At 68.7% G+C, this 17,159-nt stretch carries 16 protein-coding genes; 5 read left to right on the top strand and 11 right to left on the bottom strand.

The window, feature by feature from the left end; all coding sequences use genetic code 11:
- Positions 1-32: 32 nt before the first annotated feature.
- The gene (locus tag RM423_RS08585) at positions 33-644 is read right to left on the bottom strand and encodes a TetR/AcrR family transcriptional regulator (protein ID WP_311422607.1); all 612 of its coding nucleotides are present in this window, start codon (positions 642-644) and stop codon (positions 33-35) included.
- 93 nt (positions 645-737) lie between these two features.
- On the opposite strand from RM423_RS08585, the gene RM423_RS08580 reads away from it, so the two are divergent.
- From RM423_RS08580 to RM423_RS08560, 5 genes are all read left to right on the top strand, one after another.
- Entirely contained in the window at positions 738-1,682 is a 945-nt protein-coding gene (locus RM423_RS08580; RefSeq protein WP_311422606.1) for an NmrA family NAD(P)-binding protein, read from the top strand.
- Positions 1,683-1,751: 69 nt separating this feature from the next.
- Complete coding sequence (locus RM423_RS08575) at positions 1,752-2,288, top strand: cupin domain-containing protein (RefSeq protein WP_311422605.1); 537 nt, start codon at positions 1,752-1,754, stop codon at positions 2,286-2,288.
- A 136-nt stretch (positions 2,289-2,424) separates the two neighbouring features.
- Positions 2,425-3,114: an N-acyl homoserine lactonase family protein gene (locus RM423_RS08570; protein ID WP_311422604.1), complete on the top strand. Its 690-nt coding sequence runs from the start codon at positions 2,425-2,427 to the stop codon at positions 3,112-3,114.
- Between the two features lie 394 nt (positions 3,115-3,508).
- On the top strand, positions 3,509-3,910 hold the full coding sequence (locus RM423_RS08565) for a helix-turn-helix domain-containing protein (RefSeq protein WP_311422603.1): 402 nt from the start codon (positions 3,509-3,511) through the stop codon (positions 3,908-3,910).
- On the top strand, positions 3,907-5,421 hold the full coding sequence (locus RM423_RS08560) for a PIN domain-containing protein (RefSeq protein WP_311422602.1): 1,515 nt from the start codon (positions 3,907-3,909) through the stop codon (positions 5,419-5,421). The genes RM423_RS08565 and RM423_RS08560 overlap by 4 nt, the downstream gene beginning before the upstream one ends.
- A gap of 34 nt (positions 5,422-5,455) precedes the next feature.
- Here the strand turns inward: RM423_RS08560 and RM423_RS08555 are convergent, their stop codons facing one another.
- The 10 genes from RM423_RS08555 to RM423_RS08510 all read right to left on the bottom strand — a co-directional run bounded on the left by RM423_RS08555 (position 5,456) and on the right by RM423_RS08510 (position 16,738).
- Positions 5,456-6,400 carry a hypothetical protein gene (locus RM423_RS08555; protein WP_311422601.1) on the bottom strand — a complete coding sequence of 315 codons (945 nt, stop codon included), beginning with the start codon at positions 6,398-6,400 and terminating at the stop codon, positions 5,456-5,458.
- Entirely contained in the window at positions 6,393-7,955 is a 1,563-nt protein-coding gene (locus RM423_RS08550; protein WP_311422600.1) for a class I tRNA ligase family protein, read from the bottom strand. Before RM423_RS08550 ends, RM423_RS08555 begins: the two co-directional genes overlap by 8 nt.
- A complete protein-coding gene (gene epsC, locus RM423_RS08545; protein ID WP_311422599.1) occupies positions 7,955-8,596 on the bottom strand; it encodes a serine O-acetyltransferase EpsC in 642 nt (213 codons plus the stop codon). The genes RM423_RS08550 and epsC overlap by 1 nt, the downstream gene beginning before the upstream one ends.
- Complete coding sequence (locus RM423_RS08540; RefSeq protein WP_311422598.1) at positions 8,583-9,740, bottom strand: NAD(P)/FAD-dependent oxidoreductase; 1,158 nt, start codon at positions 9,738-9,740, stop codon at positions 8,583-8,585. The genes epsC and RM423_RS08540 overlap by 14 nt, the downstream gene beginning before the upstream one ends.
- Entirely contained in the window at positions 9,737-10,102 is a 366-nt protein-coding gene (locus tag RM423_RS08535) for a cupin domain-containing protein (RefSeq protein WP_311422597.1), read from the bottom strand. The genes RM423_RS08540 and RM423_RS08535 overlap by 4 nt, the downstream gene beginning before the upstream one ends.
- Entirely contained in the window at positions 10,099-11,427 is a 1,329-nt protein-coding gene (locus tag RM423_RS08530) for a SidA/IucD/PvdA family monooxygenase (protein ID WP_311422596.1), read from the bottom strand. Before RM423_RS08530 ends, RM423_RS08535 begins: the two co-directional genes overlap by 4 nt.
- Positions 11,427-12,830: an aspartate aminotransferase family protein gene (locus RM423_RS08525; RefSeq protein WP_311422595.1), complete on the bottom strand. Its 1,404-nt coding sequence runs from the start codon at positions 12,828-12,830 to the stop codon at positions 11,427-11,429. The genes RM423_RS08530 and RM423_RS08525 overlap by 1 nt, the downstream gene beginning before the upstream one ends.
- A gap of 11 nt (positions 12,831-12,841) precedes the next feature.
- The gene (locus tag RM423_RS08520; RefSeq protein WP_311422594.1) at positions 12,842-14,140 is read right to left on the bottom strand and encodes a SidA/IucD/PvdA family monooxygenase; all 1,299 of its coding nucleotides are present in this window, start codon (positions 14,138-14,140) and stop codon (positions 12,842-12,844) included.
- Positions 14,141-14,285: 145 nt separating this feature from the next.
- Positions 14,286-15,557, bottom strand: coding sequence for an APC family permease (locus tag RM423_RS08515; protein ID WP_311422593.1), 1,272 nt, complete (start codon positions 15,555-15,557; stop codon positions 14,286-14,288).
- Between the two features lie 173 nt (positions 15,558-15,730).
- Complete coding sequence (locus RM423_RS08510; RefSeq protein WP_311422592.1) at positions 15,731-16,738, bottom strand: GlxA family transcriptional regulator; 1,008 nt, start codon at positions 16,736-16,738, stop codon at positions 15,731-15,733.
- Between the last annotated feature and the right edge of the window lie 421 nt (positions 16,739-17,159).

Below are 17,159 nucleotides of genomic sequence, written 5' to 3'. Positions count from 1 at the left end.
AACGGTGAGACAGCGGTCAGGCTGCGGGGAGGTCAGCGGCGAGCTCCGGCGGCAAATGTGGCCTGGGCGGCCAGGGCCGGCAGCAGGACGCCGTCAACCACCCGGACGACGTCCTGCTCGGTGATCAGGCGTCCCTGAGCCGCGACCTGCTGGTAGGCGATGGCCGGGAACACCTGGGCGAGCGTCGGCACGTCCACAACCGCCGAGACTCCTTCCCGGTCTACCGCTCGGGACAGGACCTGCTCGAACAGGTTCCCGAAGGGCGCTCCCAACGCGTGCTGGGCGGCGTCCCGCAGGGCCGGGTCGTACCGGGACGCGCTCATCACGGCGGCCAGGATCTGGGAGTCGCGCCCCTCGCGCTGCAGGTACGCGCGGCCGCACTCGAGCAGGTCGGTACGCAGGTCCCCGGTGTCGGGCACGTCGGGAGCCTGTAGCGCCGCCGCCGCCGCGGCGACGACCAGCGCGGCCTTGCTGGGCCAGCGACGGTAGATCGTCGCCTTGCTGGCTCCGCAGCGCTGGGCCACCGCGTCCATGGTCAGGCGCTCGTAGCCCTGCTCGACCAGCAGGTCCTGTGTCCCCCGCAGCAGCTGCTCGTCGATCCTCGGGTCCGAGGGGCGTCCTGGACGTCGGGCCGTGGTCTCCATGCCAAAAGCATAGCAGTACTGGACAGGTCCGTATCGATACTATAAGGTACTCAAACAGCGGAGTCGCTCAGGCTCTGGACACAGGGAGCCACCATGACCACCAGAACCACTGCAGGAACGCCCGCAGCGACGACCACAGTGCTGCTGGCCGGAGCGACCGGCATGCTCGGCAACCGGATCGCGGCGCACCTGCTCGACCAGGCCGACGTCCAGGTTCGGCTGCTGCTCCGGGCCACGCGCGCGGCCGACCCGGCCAAGGCGCAGGCGCTGGACACCCTGATCGCCGCGGGCGCCACCGTCGCCATCGGCGACGTCACCGACCCGGCGTCGCTGGACGCCGCCACCGCCGGCGTCGACGTCGTGGTGTCCGCGCTGCAGGGCGGGCGCGACATCATCGTCGACGGGCAGGTCGCGCTGGCCCAGGCCGCTGCCCGCAACGGCGCCCGCCGCTTCCTGCCGTCGGACTTTGCGATCGACCTGTTCGCCGCCCCCGAGGGAGCGCCGCAGTTCGACGCCCGCCGGCAGGCCGACCGCACCATCGACGCGCTGCCCATGCAGGTCGTGCACGTGCTCAACGGCGCGTTCATGGACATGATGCTCGACCCCGCCACCCCCGGGCTGATCGACGTGTCCGCCGGCACCGTCATGCTCTACGGCACCGGCGACGAGCAGTTCGACCTCACCACCGTCGAGGACACCGCGCGCTTCACCGCCCGCCTGGCCACCGACCCCGCCGACGTGTCCGGCGTGCGCTACCTGTCCGGCGCCCGCGCCAGCTTCAACACCATCATCGCCGAGACCGAGCGGCTCACCGGCACCCCGCTCACCCGCACCGTGCTGGGCAGCGCCGACGACCTGCGGCACATCACCGCCAGCGCCGACGACCCCTGGTCGGTCGTCCCGCAGTGGTACTTCCTGGCCATGCTCACCGTCGCGCCGTTCGCGACCAACGACAACGACCGCTACACCGACGCCCGCCCCACCGGCCTGCGCGACTACCTCACCCAGGCCCACCAGGCGCTGGCCGCAGCTGCCTGAGAAGAGCGCCGGGCCCGACCCACCACCACCACCGCAACGCCCACACCACCTCAACGAGGGAGGACGACCATGACCGACCCGACCCCTGCGCAGAGCAGCGAGGCGCCCGCGGACCTGAAGGCCGGCTACGCCTACGCCCCCGGCGACGCGCCCGCCTACTGGAACTTCGGCACCTACTGGCGGCTGCTGTCCACCGGCGACACCACCCAGGGCCGCTCCACCACCTTCGACGAGCTGTTCCCGCAAGGCCTGGTCGCGCCGCCGCACGTCCACGACGACGCCGAGGAGGCTTTCTTCGTGCTCGAGGGCGACCTGGTCTTCACCCTCGGCGACGACGACGCCGAGATCACCGCCCCGCCCGGCACCTACGTGTACATCCCGCCGGGCACCCGGCACTCGTTCCGCAACGACTCCGTCGTCGGCCGGGTCTACAACACCCTGGTGCCCGGCGGGTTCGACCACGGCATCACCGAGCACGGCACCCCCGCACCCCAGGTCCAGATGCCGCCCCCCGGCACCAGCGCCCTCGAGGTCTGGCAGCAGATCGTCGCCGGCCGACCCGACGTCCCCTGGGAGCAGCAGGCCCACGACGTCGCCAAGTGGTAACGGCCCCGCCCCGCTCCCAGCCGTTCCGGGCAGCGGGCGGCCGGGCCCGCGCCCCGACACCGCACCGGTGCCAGGGCGCGGCGCCCATCCTCATTGCCACAGTGTCCCGTAAGAGGTTGAGTGGGACGCTTTCGTCATGGCGAACCCGGTCGTGCGGCGACTCGACTTCGGCTACTTCGTGCGGCCGGCGGACGAGACCGGGACGGGCAGGGCTCGAGTCGAGCCGTGTCTGGGCTACCTGGTTGACCATCCGGACGGGCTCTTGCTGATGGACACCGGCATGGGCGCTCATCCGCACGTCGACGCGCACTACCGCCCCGCGCGGCGCGACCTGCCGGGCGCCCTTGCCGACGTGGGCGTGCGCCTGGAGGACGTGCAGCTGCTCGTCAACTGCCACCTGCACTTCGACCACTGTGGCGGCAACCCCCAGCTGCCCGGACGGCCCATCTTCACGCAGCGCGTCGAGCTCGAAGCCGCCCGCGGCCCCGACTACACCCTGCCCGAGCTCGTCGACGCCCCCGGTCTTCGCTACGAGCTACTCGACGGGGAGGCCGAGGTGCTCCCTGGCGTGCTGGTCGTCCCTACGCCCGGGCACACGGCCGGGCACCGGTCCCTCGTGGTGCGCCGCGACGACGGCACTGTGGTGGTCGCCGGGCAGGGTCACGATTCTGCAACCGCGTACGGCGCCGACGTGCTGGCCCTTCGAGCAGCTCGTGAAGGCCAGCCTCCGCCGCTCCCGGCCGCGCCGGCCTGGCTCGACCGGCTGCAGCGTCTCGACCCGGCCCGTGTCGTGTTCGCCCACGACCACGCCGTCTGGCAGCCCTGACGGCGCCCGGCAACAGCGAGTTTTCATCCCACGGACCGATCGGCTACCGGACAAGATCACGGTCTCGGCGCCGGCCAGATAGCGCTGCCAGAATCGCGCCAACTACCCCTGCAAGTCACAGCGCATCGGCTCTGGGGTTTGGTTGTCCCACATCCAAGGAACTGGGACGCTCCCAATGCGCGCTGTCCGCGGCATGAGCGCGTAGCCGCGTCAGCGGCATGAGCGCGCACGCGCGACAGCGGCATGAGCGCGGCATGTCCGGTCGATCGACGGTGTAGACGAGTCCGAGAAATAGGGGCTTAGCAACGATCGGGCGCAGGTCGGGATCCGAACACAACGTGCATCGACTGACCGATGCTGTGCGTTTTGAGCGTTTGACCTGTAACCTCGGGTTATGGCTGAAGCACTCGCACAGGAGACCGCTCAGACCCTTCGCGCCGCTCTCGACGAAGCTCTGCGTAGCGCAACGAACGTGCCGACACGAGCTCGGGAGGCCCTCGAGCGTCTCTTAGTTGTGCTGGAGTCTCATAACGACGCGGTCGTGTTCCCTGCTGATGCGACGCTGTCGACCCAGGAAGCGGCCGCGCTGCTAGGCGTCAGTCGCATGACGGTCGTCCGCCTTATCGACCGGGGCACGCTCGCGGCCGAGCGCGGCGCGGTCCACCGCCGCATCGCCGTGTCCGAGCTCGCCCGCTACCAACGCGACAGCGCCCGCCGACGTCGCTCGGCGATGGCAGCCCTCGCTGACGATCTCGACGAGAACGCCCCGCCGGATGAAGTGATCAGCACCAGGTGAACCACGATCCCGACAACCGCAGCATCCTGGTGGACGCCTGCGCGCTCATCCCACAGAGGTTGATGATGACGCTGCTGTGGTTGGCCGAGGCCAATGTGTTCGAGGTGCTGTGGTCGGCCGCGATCCTCGACGAGGTCGAGAAGAACCTGCACAAGAAGCTCGGCCTAACCCCCGGCCAAGCAGCCTCCCGGGTCGGGCAGATGCGTGACGGGTTCGACGCCGCCCTCGTCGACGACTTCGACCACCTCATCGACGGCATGACCTGCCACGAAAAGGACCGGCACGTGTTGGCCGCCGCAGTCCGCGCCGGGGCCGGCACCCTGGTCACGTTCAACCTGAAGGACTTCCCAGCCGAGTCAACCGCCGAACACGGCATCAACGTGATGCATCCCGACCTCTTCTTGGCACGTTTGCTCGTCGAGCAGCGCCCCGAGGTTCTGTCCGCCCTGCAGGCCGGCGTCGCGGACCTGCACAAACCCCCGATGACCACACAGGAGTTCCTCGCGTCGTTGACGCACACGGTGCCGCTGTTCGTGAACCTTGCCGCGGACTCCCTGAAAGAACCGGACGAGGAGGTGTCGCCGATACCAGCGATGGTCAGCGCCGATGAGAGCGAGACGCTCGCCGCGTTCGGCGAGCCCGGCGACCTGACCAACCCGGCCCAGGTCGCCATGCTTTGGTGGTCCGGCCTGTTGAACAACCTCGGCCAGGCCCGCCAGTTGACCTACGAAGAGTCGGCGTGGGGCGACTACCAGTGGGCCATGGACATGCTGGAGGGCCGGGCGCTCGCTTCGAAGGTCATTCCGGCGGTCGACGCCCCGTACCTTGTGGCGTTCATGCGCTTCGTGCCGGAACCGGCCACGACTGTGCACGTGTTCAACACGTTTGCCACGACAGCGGTCGTCGTCCTGCTCACCAGGGTCGAAGACGGCACATGGCGGGTCTGGGGCCTCGGCAGCAACATGGTCGCAGCCCGCGACATCGTCGGTGAGGAGATGGCTCGCCTCGCACAATTCCTCCCAGGCGGCGGCACGGGGATGGTGTTCGAGTGGCTCGAGCGCATCGCCGAACCGGACCCGCCGGTCGAGATCGTCTGGGACAGCGTTGATGACCCGCTGCGGCTGTCCCTTGCGCAGGGATGGCTGCTCGGCACGGAGGTCGTGACCCTTGAGGACCCGGACCGGGACGGGCACGCCGAAGCGCTGTCCGCGCGCGGCAGCACCCACCCGCTGTTCGACACGTTCTACGCCGATCTCGTCGCGCACTTCCAGCAGGTGTACAGCGACATCGACGGCAACCCGGCGCTTGTCGGTCACACCGAGACCGTCGGTGTCGGTCTCGAGCTCATCGTGTTCACGACCGACGACGTCGCCAAAAGCCACGACAATGAGAGAGCGCAGCAACTGTTCACGCTCGTCATCGCTCAACGTCAACTCGGCCTTCGGCCGCCCTGTCCTCGCCATAACCCCATTCTACGACTTACAGCACACATTTACGGTGCACCACACTAGCTTGGAGGCGAGTAGATCGGCGGATGGCTAACACCTACCGCGGTTCTGCCGGTGCGACGGCGCGCGGCCGGCGCGCGGCGAATCCGAGGTAGAGCGTTAGCGTCGCCAATCCGGGGGCGACCAGCAGCCAGGTCGGGGCCAGCCCGGCCACGCGCATCAGCGCGGCGAGCGTGATCACCGTCGCGGCCACCGCAGTCACCGTGCTGCGCGGCGCCGAAGCCTGGGTCGGCGGTATCCAGAAGCCGGCGATGGCCCTTATGTTGCCGATCAGGAGGAGCAGCAGGATCGCCGCGGCCACCGGTGCGGCCAGGTGCCGTGCCGGTGCCGGGGCCACATGCAGGGGCGCGAGTCGGACGAACAGGTAACCTGCCACGACGATGATCACGCAGCTCGCGACCGCGGTCGCGGTGCGCCGGAACTCCGGCCGGTGTCGGGCGGCGAGCTGCTCCCAACCGACCGCGAGCAGGGCGGTGCCGAACAGGACGGTGACGGCGGGGGCCTGCCCCAGGGCCTGCCGCCCGACCGCCGCGCTCAGCGAGCTGTTCAGGGTGCCCAGCACCAGCGCGACCAAGGCGAGTCCCACCTTGAGGCCGGCCGGCGCCGGTGGCACCGATGCCCACAGCGCCGTGCCGGCGATCGCCACCAGCCAGGCCGGCCACACCGGTCCGGACAGGGTGAGATGCAGCAGAGCGGCCGCGATCGTGACCAGGTAGCCCGAACCGCCGCAGAACCCGGCGATGTATACCAGGTGCCACCGCCGGGGCAGTTGCCGGACGCCACTGGGATGCCGTTGCGCATCCGAGCCGAACGGCCGCAACCAGAACAGCGCGGCGGCCCCGACCAGCGCGCCGCACCCGACGAGTACGGTTACCGCGCCGGCGCGGGGCGACAGCGCGGCGGCCAGCGGACAGACGACGACGATCCCGACCCCGAGCATTCCCCGTACAAGCCTGGCGACGTCAGCCCACCAGTCACTCATCGAGAGCAAGGGACCGGATCTCGATCGGGGTTGCGCCCACCGTCAACCGGTACGGGGTCCGGCCCGGCGAGGTCGAGAAAGCCGCGAGCTGCGGATAGGCGGGGTCGATGGCGGTTAGGACGTCGTTGGTCCAACCCGGCATTAACGGGTGCGCCAGCCCGGCGATCTGGCGCAGCGCGGTCAACCGGGCTGAGCCGCCAGCTGAGTCTACGAGGGCCGCGAGGCTGGCATCGGTGACGTGACACCGGATGGATTCTGCGGCGGCGGCCGGCGAGAAGTGTGCTGGTTCGAGGCTGGCGCCCACCTCACTGCGCCAGCTGTCAACCCGTTCCAGCAGCTCGGCGTCGGTCGCCCCCGGCGTCGGGGCGAGGGTCGCATCGTCGAAGCGGGCGAGCAGGCACTGCAGGCCACCGACGAGCACGTCACGGGTGGTGTCGGCGAACGCGCGCCGGGAGAAGTTCGTCTGCTTCGTCTCCGGCCCGGTCAGACAGAGGTGGAACCGCAGGCTATCGGCCGGCACCGTGGTGAGGAACTCCCCACCCCAGATGGCGTGGCCCCGGCTGGTGGAGAACTTCGCACCCTCGAGCCGGTAGAACTCGTTGGTGTTCAATTGGGCCGGCGTGGGCACGGTGCCCAGGGCCATGGCAAGCGCCGTCCACAACACCGCGTGCGAGAACGAGCAGTCGAAACCGAAGAATTCCAACACCTGGGCTTCGTCGTCGGCCCAGTCCGGCGTCTCGTGCCCAGAGGTACGAGCCGCCAGCTCGGCCGCGGCCAGGTAACCGAAATAGCCGCTGAACCACGTATCGAGGTAGTGGCCCGCCCACTCCTCCAGCGGCACCCCGATCCCGTACTCGCCGATCCGGCTGATCGGCGTGGCCGGCAGTGGCTCGGACAGCATGAGGTCCAGGTACTGCCGCAGCCGCGGCCGAAGCGGCCGATCGCGGAAGTAGTCGGTCAGCGTGTGCCGGTACTTGTCCAGCGGGAAGAAGATGCGCCGGTGCCGGCGGAGTGTCGGAATCGAGCCGCAGGTGGTGCAGTAGGCCTCGCGCAGCTGGCCGGAGGTCTGGGGCCGGCCGCACTCCTCGCAGTAAAACCCGTCCGAGGCGGCTCCGCAGTGGTGGCACGAACCCCGCATCTCAGCCTCGTACAGGTAGTGCTCGCAGGTGGAGCACCAGTAGACGTCATCCTCGGCGACCTGAAGGCAACCTCGATCCCAGAGCTGAGAGAAGTGGCGCGTCACCAGCAGGTCGTGGTGGGCGCCGCGATGCGGGCGGCCCACGAAGCCAGGCAGCATATGGCCGAGGGCCAGCGTCTGCTCGATCCGGGTACCGAGGGCGCGAGCCGTCTCGTACGGGTCTGCACCCAACTCGCGGGCGCGGCGCGGCACATAGCAGGAGTGCTCGTCGATGTAGGAGACATGCAGCACCGAGTGGCCCTGGCCCTGCAGGTAGCGGGCTTGCACGTCGGCACCGAGGAACGGTCCGGACAGGTGACCCAGATGCAGGTCACCGTTGGGGTTGGGTGGCGCGGCCGTGACGATGTAGCGGGTCATCAAAGAACCTCTCCGAGCGAATTCCGAGGGATCGTGACTTGTTCGGTGGCGCGCTGCGGACTGTTACCGCGCCACACTGTTCCGGGTGAGAGCTGACTGTGTTCCGGCAGGTCGGCCAGCACCACCGCGTTGGCACCGATCACGCAGTCGCGTCCGACGACCACCGGGCCGAGGATTAAGGCGCCGGTGCACAGCACCGAGCCCTGCTGGATGACGGGGTGGCGGCGGCCCTCGACGACCTTCGGATGCCACCAGCCGACCGATCCGACGGTCACGTTGTGATACAGCATGACGTCGTCCTCGAGCACGGCCGTCTCGCCGATGACGACTCCACAACCGTGGTCGATGAACACCCCCGAGCCGAGTGCGGCTCCGGGATGCAGGTCGACGCCGGTGACAACCCGCGCCAGGTAGGCGACGCCGCGGGCGAGCAACCGCCGCCGCCGGTGCAGCAGGTGGGCAGCCCGGTACAGCCAGATCGCGTGAAGGCCCTGGTGGGTCAGGGCGTAGGCGAGGTTGGGCGAGGCCGGGTCCTTGGCCATGACCGTCTCGACGTCGCACATCAACCGCGTACGGAACAATCGTTGCCGGAATCCACGCCGGGCCTCGTGCATTAGCCCGAGCGTTTCAGAGATGCGCATATCGACGCTCCGGAACGAGTTGGTCGCCGCGCGCGAACCGGCGCAGATCGTAGGCGGCGATCGCATCCGGCGTCCGGCCGGTGACCACGCCGTCGGCGACGTGCCGCCCGACTGCGGGAGCGATCTTGAATCCGCCGCCAGAGAACCCGCAGGCCAGGTGCAGGCCGTCGCATTCCGGCACAGGGCCGAGGACGGGCCGGTTGTCGGGCGTGTAACCGTCGCAGGCGGCCTGACTGCCGACGACCCGGGCCTGGGCGAACGAGGACACCCGGGCCGAGCTGCGACGCACCGCCTCGGTGACCTCGGCACGGCTCAGCGGCTGCGCCGGTAACGGTTGGTCCCATCTCGGCCGGGCTCGGACGCCGAGCGCGACGGAGCCGTTCGGGCGCGGCACAAAGTAGGCGCCGGTCACGTCGTCGATCACCACCGGGCCCGAACTCGGCGCCGGGTCACCGTGGATGACGGCCAGCCCGATCCGGCGCGCCACGACGGGCAGTTCGATGTCCAGCTTGGCCAGCAGCTCGGCGGACTGCCAGCCGGCCGCGATCACGAGGTCATCGGCAGCCAGATCGTCGACATTGGTTCGCAGCCGCCAGCGACCGTTGGCCCGTTCGATGCCCTCGACGCACACCCCGCACCGCAGATCACCCCCGGCGCCGACGAAGGCGGACCGGTAGGACAGCGCGGTGGCAGTCGCGTCGCCGTAGCCGCCGTCGGTCTCCAGCACCCCGAACTCGTCGGCACCGATCGTCATGTACGGGTAGCGGCCGGCGAGTTCGGCCGAGGTCAGCCAGCGCGAGGCCGGCTCGAACCGATCGATGTAGCCGCGGTGCACCGAGGCGTCGGCGGCCGATTCGGCTTTTAGCAACAGCAGGAACTGCTGCCGGGTGTACCCGCTGCTGCCACCGACATGGTCGGCGAAGCGGCGGTAGAATCCGATCGACTCCCCGGCCAGGGCGATGTCCTCGGCCAGGGTGTGGTGCCGGCGCAGGATACCGGCCGAGTAGGCGGTGGCCCCCAGCAGCGGCAGGTGGGTGTCCAGCAGCTGGACGTCGTGGCCGGGCGCACTGGTGTTCCGCAGGTTCCACGCGATCGACGCCCCGACGACGCCGCCGCCGATGACGACCGTGGTGCGGTTCGTCATGCCGGGTCAGGCTCTGGGGTGGTCCGCACCGGACCGTCCCACCACATCGAGACGAACACCAGTGGAGTCGGGCCGTCGTTGACCACGCAGTGGTCCACGCCGGGCTCCATGTACATCGAGCTGCCGTAGCCGATCCGGTACTGCTCGGCCCCGTGGCGGACCAAGCCGCCGCCGGCCACGACGAAGAACACCTCGTTCTCGTCGTGGTGATGCGGGGTGGAGGTCTCGCCGGGAAGCACCTGCACCCAGGCACCGCCCCACTCGGCGGCCTCGATCCCGTCCCACGGGAAGAATCGGCGGGCCACCGTGTTGTAGGCCGGCTCGGCCTGCCAGTCCTGCTCGTGCAGATGAAAGATCCTCACTTCGATGCTCTTTCCAGTACGGGAGCCTCGGACAGTTGCCGCAAGCTCTGCACGATCTCGGCGGCCCGATGAGCGAGCAGGCTGAACGAGGTCGCGCTCGCGATGCCATGCCGGGACTCGGACATGCCGTTCAAATACAGCGCTACGTCGTCAGCGTGCTGGAGCGGAACCTGGAAGTCGCGTTCCACGGCTAGCCGGCCGTCGCTCTCGACGGTGAGATGTTCGGCCAATGGGCGCAGGACCTCCGGGACGGCCGGTTCGCGGTAGCCGGTGCACAGGATGACCGCGTCAACCTCCAACTGCCGGACCGCGCCGGTGTGGCACTCCTGCAGGCGCAGCCGCACACGGTCGTTCTCGGCCTGCAGCGAGGTGACGGCGTGCCGGCGGATCATGTCCAGCCGTTGCTGACCTGATACCTCGCCGTCGTACCAGGCGTTGTACAGCCCGGTCGAGACGTCTGGGTCGACCGCGGCGTAGTTCGTCCGGTACTGCTCGTCGAAGATCTGGGTGCGCGCGCTTGGCGGCAGCGCGTGGAAGTAGTCGGTCTCCGGTGGCCAATAGGCCTGGTTCGCGAAATGGCCGAGATCGTAGAGCCGGAAGCCGCTATTGCGCACGATCGAGTGCAGCTGCACGCCGGTCGAGTGGTATAGGTGCAGCAGCGCCTCTCCGGCGTTCTGCCCGCCGCCGATGACGGCCACCGAGCCCAGTCGACCGGCCAGAGTGCGCATCCGGTGGGCGAACTGGCAGGAATGAAAAACCCGCTCACCCAGCGCCGGGCGGAACTCGGTTGGTACGTACGGCTCGTGGCCGGTGGCCAGGACGACCCGGTTGGTAAGCGTGGTGCTCAGCGCCCCGTCTTGATCGCGGGCCGTCACGGCCAGGGCCACCAGAATACCGTCGCTCCCGTGCACGGGTTCCACCGACACCGCGCCGTGGCCGTAGCGGACCTTCGACATCACTCGGGCCGCGGCCCACTCGCAGTAGTCCGACCACTCCGCCCGGGTGACATAGCCGCTGCGCAACGTAAACGGGTAGAACCGGTCCCGCTCGTGTAGGTAGTGGATGAAGCCGAACGGGCTGGCCGGATCGCGCGGGGTGCCGAAGTCGCGAAGGAAGTGGTGCTGGATGTCGGTGCCGGGCAGCACCATGCCGGGCTGCCAGGCACTCGACGGGGCCCATTCGATGAAGACGGCCTCCCGAGCGAAGTCCGCGGCCCAGCCGCCGTCGAACTCCGACGACGCCGCATCCGTCAGCGCGGCGCCAAGTCCGATGCCGGCCGGACCGAAGCCGATCCCGACCAGGGAGGCAGATTCGGGAACGGCCATCATGCGAAGCTTTCGGACAGGGCGAGTGCTCGACCGGAGGGCAGCGGGGTCGTGTCGACGCAGGACTCGACCAGCTCGGCGAGTAGGCCGCAGGCGGCGTCGATGACCTCGGCCGTGACGTTGAGCGCCGGCAGGATCCTAACCACGCAGTCCTGCCGGCCACCGCGCTCGACGATCAGACCGAGCTCGACCGCACGTCGCTGAACGATTCGGGCCAGCGAACCCTCGGGTGCGCCGGTCTCCGGATCCTGCAGTTCGATGCCCCACATGAGTCCGAGCCCGCGGACCTGACGCACGTGCGGCAGCGCCTCCAGCGGCTCGAAGATCCGGCGCACCTGCGCGGCTCGGCGCTGTACGTTGTCCAGGATGTCGTCGCGCTCGAAGATCCGCACGGTCTCGATGCCGGCCGCGAAGCCCAGCTGGTTTCCGCGGAACGTTCCGGTGTGGGCTCCCGGCGCCCAGGTGTCGAACTCGCTGCGGTAGATGATGATGCCCAGCGGGGTGCCGATGCCCGACAGCGCCTTCGACAGGCAGATGATGTCCGGTTCGATGCCGTACTGCTCGAAGGCGAGCCAGGTACCGGTTCGGCCGCAGCCGGTCTGCACTTCGTCCACGATCAGCAGCGCGCCGGCCTCCCGCGCGGCGGCGGCGACCCGGTGGACGAACTCCGGTTCGGCCGGGATGACGCCGCCCTCGCCCTGGACGAGCTCGAGGATGACCGCGGCCGGCGGCAACATCCCGCCATTGACGTCGCGCAGCTGGGTCTCGATCGTCGCCGCGCAGTTCACCTGGCATGTCGAACGTTCCAGGCCGAGCGGGCACCGGGAACAGTGGCTGTAGGGGGCGAAGTGCACGCCCGGAACGGTGTTGGCCACCGGTTCGCGCTGGTCGAGCAGCCCGGTGAGCGACATGGCCAGGTGCGTGGTGCCGTGGAAGCCACCGCGGAACGCCATGATCTCCCGCCGACCGGTGGCCGTCTTGGCCAGCTTGATCGCAGCGTCGACGGTGTTTGCCCCGGTCGGGCCGCAGAAGTGGATCTTGTAACCGTCGGCCCGCATCGCATCAGGCAGCAGGCCGAGGTGGACGGCGGTGAACTCGTCCTTGACCTCGGTGGGCATGTCGAGCCCGTGCGCGAACACCCCGAGTTGGCGGGCCGCGACGTCGACGAGTTCGGGGTGGCTGTGCCCAAGCGGCAGTACGCCAGCACCCATTAGGAAGTCGACGTAGCTGTTGCCGTCCACGTCGACGAGGAAGCTGCCTTCGCCGCGCGCGATCGCGAACGGGAGGTTGCGGGGATAGCTTCGCGCGTTCGACTCGTGCTCGGCCTGCCTTTGCAGCAGCGCCGCGGAGCGGGGACCCGGCAGCGAGCGGGCAGTCAGGGCGGCGTGGACATCGATGGACATGGGGAGGGCTCCTAGTTGATAAGCGAAGGCAGCAGCGGCTGTTGGTTCTCCAGCCGACGCAGCTCGGTGAGCAGGGAGGAGGCGATCGTCTGCGCCCGGACAGAGAGCAGGCTGAATGAGCCGGCATCGCCGATGCCGTGGGTGGATTCGCACAGACCGTTGAGATAGACCGGACCGAGGTCGAGGCCGGGCCGGGGCTGTAACCGGTAGTCGCGTTCTACCTGCAGGTAACCGGAGTCGGTCCAGGCGAAGTCGTCGGCCACCTCGGTCAGCAGCGGGTGATGCGGCTCGTGCCGGCTGCCACGACCCATGTCACGGAATCCGGTCGCCAGGACCACCGCATCGGCCAGCACCACGCGCGGCGAGCCGTCGCCGGGTCCGACCAGGGTCAGCTCGACCTGGTTGTCGCGTGGTTCGACCCGCACCACGTGGCTCTCTCCGAGCAGTTCGACCCGCCGACGGCCGAGCACCCGGTCCTCGTACATCTGCAGGTACAGCCGCTCGAGGACGTCGAGGTCGGCGGCCGAGTAGTTCGTCGGACGAGTAAAGGAGTCCAACAGCCCGCGATCACCCTCGCTGGCGGTGAAGTAGCGGTCTGTGAAGGCGGGGAAGTAGATCTCCTCGCTGAACGGGCTGTGGTCCTTGGCCCGCAACGACCACGATCGGGCTACCAGGTGTACCCGGCCGGCCGGCAGCCGGTTGGTGAGATCCAGGGTGAGCTCGACCGCGGACTGGCTCGCCCCGATCACCGCGACCTGGGCGTCGCGGCCGAGGTCCAGGGCCTCGATGGCCGCCAGATACCGCGTGAGGTGGAAGATGCGCGGACCGTCTAGCCCGGCGAATTCGTCCGGGATCAGAGGGGTCCGGCCCGGACCGAGCGAGATTGCACGGGCGGTGAGGTGTTGGCCGTCGGCGAGTTCGACGCGGTAGCCGCCGGGCAACTCCTCGCTGCGACGAACCGCGCTCACCCGGGCGCCGTAGCGCACGTCCGCCGGCACGGTGTTGCGCACCCAGTCGATGTACTCGGTGTATTCCGAACGGAACGGGAAGGCGACCGGCAGGTTCAGGTGCTCGATCAGCCGGTCGTGCTCGAAGAGGAAGTTGATGAATGAGTAACGGCTGCGCGGATTGCGCAACGAGACCAGGTCACGGATGGGGTTGTGCTGGATGTCCGAGCCGGGCAGCAGCATGTTCGACTGCCACCGGGGTTGGGTCGAGGCTTCCAGATAGACCGCCCGCGGCGGCTGGGGTAGCTCGTCGAGTGCGATCGCCAGGGCCAGGTTGGCCGGACCGTAGCCGACGGCCACCAAGTCATAGATCTTGTCGAGGATCTTGATCTCACTACCTCCGTTACTGAGCCGCCGCAGTGTCGCCGCGATGATGGCCGACGGACCGGTTCCGTCAGAACCTGCTCGACGCGCGCGTGGTGTTTGTGCTGCGCGTTCGCGGCCAGGATCAGCCCGGCGCGGATCGGGCTGGTTCCTTGGCCGCCCCGCGACCACGCCCGGCGACCGCGCGGTAGCCGAGCGCCCCTAGCGCGATCACGATCGGCACCAGGACATGACCGACAGCGAAGGGCACCGTGACTAGGGTCAGGATGAAGCCGATTACGGCGATCACCCGGCTGGATCCGGACAGGATCTTGATCGCCGAGGCGGTGCCGAGCAGGTAGACGAAGATGACCAGGGTGGACGGGATGTACACGATCTGCTGCGTGCCCCAGTTGAAGATCCAGGCCAGGATGAGCCCGGCACCGCCGACGGCCGCGACCAGGCAGATCCCGCCAGCCGGGGAACTGTGTCGGTTGAGGTGGCCGAAGCGTCGGGGCAGCCAGCCGTCTCGGGCCAGCGAGTAGCCGAGTCGCGAGACCGACGCGACGAACGCGTTGGTCGTGCCGAGGCTGATCACCAGGGCCACGACGGCTGAACTCCAGCCAGCGCCGACGCCGATCGCCGACTGCAGGAGCTTGCCGATCGCGTAGTGGTCAGTCTGCTCGTTGCCATAGGTGCCAGTGGCGACGACGGCGGCGGCAATGGCGAGATAGAGGATCGTGACGACTACGATGGTGACCGCGGTCGCGCGGCGCAGATCGCGCCCGCTGTCCTGGAACTCCTCGGACAGGTGGGCGACCGCCTCCCAGCCGGCGAAGGCGAAGAACAGCACGACCACGGCGCTGCCGATGCCCGACATCCCGTGCGGTGCGAACGGGGTGAAGTTGGCAGCTCGGGCGTGCGGGATGGCGAACAGGCTGGCCACCAGCAGGACCAGGGCCACTGTCAGGGCCAGGGCGACCTGGACCCGGGCGCTGGTGCGGATGCCGGCCAGGTTGGCCAGCGCCGCGGTCAGCAGAATCGCTCCGGCGAAGAGGTAGCTCCAGTGCTGGTTCAGGTGGGCGGCCGAGGCGAGGTAGTACCCGCCGGTCAGCGGCACGATCGTCTGCCCGACCGAGCCGGCGACGAAGTACCACCAGCCGGCCACGCCGCCGGCATGGGCGCCGAATGCCTTGGCCGCGTACGTCGACACCCCGCCGGCGTGGGGCAGGCGGGTGGCCAGGGCCGCGAACGTGAGTGCCAGCGGAACGCCTAGCAGGCAGCTGAAGCCCCAGGCCAGCAGTGAGGCCGGTCCGGCGAGGGTGGCCGCCTGGCCCGGCAGCACCAGGACGCCGGCGCCAAGGATTGCGCTGACGTAAAGGGCAACGCCCTGCCCGAGTCCGATGCTGGGGGTCAAACTGGTCGGGTGGGAAGAAGTGGTGGCGACTGCAGCTGGCTCTGAACTCACCTAATAACCATGGTCGATCCTAAAGTCGCCATACACCCCGAAACGAGACAAGTTTCGTAATTAAACAGACATGGCGGCCGACTGCGGCGGGTCGAGATGCCCGCAAATGTCTCGGCTTCGGATTAGGCCACGACCGCCGCGCCCAAGGCTCGCTCGGACGGCACCAAATGGTCGTCGAAGAAAGCCCGGCGATAGGCGGCGGGTGAGATGCCGACGTCGCGACGGAATCGTTGACGAAGATTTGTGGCGGTGCCGAAACCCGACCGCGCGGCGATCGAGTCAATGGTGAGGTCGGTGCTTTCCAATAGGTGCTGAGCGAGCAGGATCCGTTCGCGGTTCAGCCATTGTTGCGGCGCCATCGCCGTCGTCGATCGGAATTGTCGGACAAGGGTGCGCTGGCTGATCCCGGCCTTTCGTGCCAGGGCCAGCACCGACACGTGGCCCAGGTTCTCCCGCGCCCACTGTTGCAACCCCGCTTGCTGGTCGGCGCTGCCGGGCGAAGCGCCCTGGTGCCGGACGTACTGGGCCTGACCGCCCTCGCGGTGCGGCGGCATCACGATCCGGCACGCCAGCTCGGTGGCCACGGCCGAGCCGTGGTCCCGGCGGACCAGCTCCAGGCACAGGTCGAGCCCGGCGGAGGTGCCGGCCGAGGTCCAGATGGCACCGTCCTGGATGTAGAGGATCGAGGCGTCGACCTTCACCTTTGGGTAACGCTTGGCCAGTTCCTCGGCATGCATCCAGTGCGTCGTGGCCCGGCGCCCATCGAGCAAGCCGGCCTCGGCCAGCACGAAGGCGCCGGAGCAGATGGAGGCGATTCGCGCCCCGCGCGCGTGCGCCTGCAGGATCGCGGCCACAAGGCCCTTCGGTGCGGCGGCATGGACGTCGCCACAGGCCGGAATGATGACCGTGTCCGCCGTCGCGAGATCGTCGAGCGAGGCGTCCTGGGCGGCGATGAAGCCACCGGCCAGCCTGACGTTCGGGACCGCCGGACAGATCTGGAAGTCGTACCAGTCGTCGGTGATGTCGCGCCGATCGATCCCGAACACCTCGCAAGGCACCGCGAGTTCGAAGATCGGCGCCCCGGGGTTCGCCGCTACTGCTACGCGATGTCTGGCCGTTTTTTTTCGCATGATGGCAAGTCTGCCACTGCTGCTCGGAATCGGAAAGCACCAGACTGGACTTATGAACAGTTCACTGTCCGATCGAGCGGCCACGGAGGACATTCACTTCACCGATGCCGAGGACCGGGAAAGCCTCGAGGTAATATTCGCCAGTCCCGCAATCGAGCGGCGCGCCGGGCACCGGCCTCACCGGTCGCCATGGGTGATGCTCATCGCACAGCACTGGCTGTCCACTGGTCGTCTCTAGCGGGTCGTGTCATCGCGATCCTGCTGACCCACCTGCCTGGACAGAACAGCTAGCCCCAATACCGTTCAGTTAAACTTACAACGGTGTAGTTTGGTGACATGCCTCGTGCTGGATGGGTGAAGCCGGAGACGGGTCGTCGGTTGTCGGATCTGGTGTCGGTGGGTGTGCTGACCCGGGTGTTCC

Source organism: Jatrophihabitans lederbergiae (assembly GCF_031845305.1).
Classification (GTDB): domain Bacteria; phylum Actinomycetota; class Actinomycetes; order Mycobacteriales; family Jatrophihabitantaceae; genus Jatrophihabitans_A; species Jatrophihabitans_A lederbergiae.
Note: the sequence above shows the minus strand (reverse complement) of the source record. Positions and strands in the feature narration are given on the sequence as shown.